General features: G+C 40.3%; 2 protein-coding genes and 1 riboswitch. Of the genes, one reads left to right on the forward strand and one right to left on the reverse strand.

All coding sequences use genetic code 11. The features are described from left to right. Positions 1 to 254: 254 nt before the first annotated feature. Complete coding sequence (gene thiC, locus V7Z64_RS12850; protein WP_297991118.1) at positions 255 to 1,943, reverse strand: phosphomethylpyrimidine synthase ThiC; 1,689 nt, start codon at positions 1,941 to 1,943, stop codon at positions 255 to 257. Positions 1,944 to 2,051: 108 nt separating this feature from the next. Further along, positions 2,052 to 2,166: riboswitch (TPP riboswitch) on the reverse strand. Between the two features lie 172 nt (positions 2,167 to 2,338). Between thiC and V7Z64_RS12855 the strand changes: the two genes are divergently transcribed. Further along, positions 2,339 to 2,791 carry a PH domain-containing protein gene (locus V7Z64_RS12855; RefSeq protein ID WP_297991116.1) on the forward strand — a complete coding sequence of 151 codons (453 nt, stop codon included), beginning with the start codon at positions 2,339 to 2,341 and terminating at the stop codon, positions 2,789 to 2,791. Position 2,792: the final 1 nt, after the last annotated feature.

Below are 2,792 nucleotides of genomic sequence, written 5' to 3' on the forward strand. Positions count from 1 at the left end.
TTTTTTTGTTTGGTTGTAAATTTATGTTAGTAAATTTGCTCATCTACAGTAAAAATAAGTAACCAAGTCTGATATAAAAAATATGTGTCGATTTGGTGAAATATGATATGTTTGTTGGGGAAACGTTAGAGAAGTTTCATTGAAAAAAGTTGATTATATCCAATATTTTCTAATTTAATTTAAGCTACAGTAAATGGGATGTCAACGAATATGACTTAAATAACGTTTTTTGTAATAAAAATGCAAGCTGAGCGCTATCTCCCAGCTTGCATGATGTTTGTATATCCAACAAATTGTTTTGCCTTTTCTTTCATTCCTTCGCTTTGTAGTGTTTTTTGTAATTCATGAGAAATATTCATTGAACAAAATTTTGGACCGCACATCGAACAAAAATGAGCAAGCTTTGCTCCTTCGGCCGGTAGCGTTTCATCGTGATATTCACGTGCGCGCTCAGGATCTAGTGACAAGTTGAATTGATCTTGCCAACGGAACTCAAATCTCGCCTTTGATAATGCATCATCACGCGCTTGTGCGCCAGGGTGTCCTTTTGCTAAGTCAGCAGCGTGGGCAGCAATTTTGTAGGCGATGACTCCTTGGCGGACGTCTTCTTTATTCGGTAGGCCGAGATGTTCTTTTGGTGTCACATAGCAAAGCATGGCCGTACCGTGCCAGCCGATAAGCGCTGCACCGATAGCTGAGGTGATATGGTCGTAACCTGGTGCAATGTCGGTGGTGATAGGACCTAGCGTATAAAAAGGTGCCCCGTGACAAATTTCAATTTGTTTATCGACATTTTCTTTAATTTTATGCATTGGAATATGCCCTGGACCTTCGATCATTACTTGGACATCATGTTCCCAAGCGATTTTTGTCAACTCCCCAAGTGTTTGTAGCTCGGCGAATTGCGCTTCATCGTTTGCGTCTGCAATTGAGCCTGGACGTAATCCATCCCCAAGTGAAATAGCAATATCGTAAGTTTTTAAAATTTCGCAAATTTCTTCGAAGTGGGTGTATAAAAAGTTTTCTTCATGGTGTGCTAAACACCATTGTGCCATAATTGAGCCACCCCGAGAGACAATACCGGTTGTTCGGTTGACTGTTAGTGGGATATAGCGAAGTAAGACACCTGCATGAATAGTAAAATAGTCTACGCCTTGTTCCGCTTGTTCAATTAGTGTTTCTCGGTAAATGTCCCATGATAAGTTTTCGACAATGCCGTTCACTTTCTCTAACGCTTGGTAAATAGGTACAGTTCCAATCGGCACAGGGGAGTTTCGAATAATATATTCTCGCGTCTCATATATATGCTTTCCTGTCGATAAGTCCATGACTGTATCGGCGCCCCAACGAACAGCCCAAAGCATTTTTTCAACTTCTTCATCCATCGAAGATGTAACAGAAGAGTTTCCAATATTCGCATTAATTTTTACATGAAACTTGCTTCCGATGATCATTGGTTCACTCTCAGGGTGATTGATATTAGCTGGGATAATTGCTCTTCCTGCTGCAACTTCTTGACGAACAAATTCGGGATCCATTTGTTCACGAATTGCGACAAACTCCATTTCAGGTGTAATGATCCCTCGTTTTGCATAATGCATTTGGGTCACAACTTTCCCTTTTTTCGCACGAAAACGTCTAGGTGAAAAAGGAATGTTTGTTCTCACTAATGAAGGGTTATATTCTTCTACATCGCCACGCTCCGTTATCCATTTTTCTCTTAATTTTGGCAATCCTTTATCAATATTCGGCGCGAAAAGTGGGTCGGTGTATGGTCCACTCGTGTCATAGACTCGAATAGGCTCATTTTCTAGCATCGTTGTACCTGTTTTGGTTGGAGAAAGTTGAATTTCTCGCATTGGCACACGAACATCTTCACGCGTTCCGAGCACATACACTTTTTTACTCGAGGGAAATGGCATTGTTGAAAATAAGTCTTTCATCTTGAATCGCTCCTTTTCATTTTTTAGTTGGAGCAACGCCAATACGTAAAAAAAATCAGGCTCCATAACGAGAACCTGATTTTGTCCGCAAATAGCACAAGCAAAGAACACTCGCGCCATCTACTTCCCTACGCTGGCATCACCCAGATCAGGTTCAAAGGGTCAAAGAACTTTTACGCGTTCCTCTCTCAGTCCAAGCTATTGGACTCCCCTAGTAGATGAAAAATTATGAACTTTAAAAACAATTTAACATATGATAAAAATGTTGTAAAGTTATAAATGACAAACTTGTTAAAATGGGGGGCATAGTGAACGCACGAACTGATGATTTCGAGATGGAGTTCGTATGTTTAGAAGTGCAGTAATCGAAGTATGAAAAAGGGGTGTGTAAGAAAGTGGGGAATGTTCTATCGAAACGTGCTGTGTCTATGTGGCGCATATATGAGGCTATTCGTTTCATTATTTTTTCCCTTTTGTACATAATTGTTCATTTTTTCGTTCCTATGTGGGTTGTTTTGGGGCTCGTTTGCTTATGGATTGCTGATGCGATTTTGTTTGTTTTTTTCGTTCCACGTTGGAAATGGGAACGTTGGCGATATATCATTCGCGAGCGAGAAATTGAACTCGAGCACGGGGTGTGGATTCGTAAGCGTACGCTTATTCCAATTTATCGCGTTCAACATGTTGATGTAAAGCAAGGGCCGTTAGCAAGAAAGTATAAACTTGCTTCACTTTACATTTATACAGCGGCAACTGCGCACGAAATTCCATTTCTTGATGAACAAGAAGCAGAGAAGTTGCGTTACTACATTTCCTCTTTAGTAAAGGAAGATGAACATGATGAATGAA

Source organism: Anoxybacillus sp. (assembly GCF_036834105.1).
Classification (GTDB): Bacteria; Bacillota; Bacilli; order Bacillales; family Anoxybacillaceae; genus Anoxybacillus.

What these genes read in the sequence shown, in the direction of transcription:
- thiC (WP_297991118.1), bottom strand. Translation starts at nt 1,943, where the DNA reads ATGAAAGACTTATTTTCAACAATGCCATTTCCCTCGAGTAAAAAAGTG.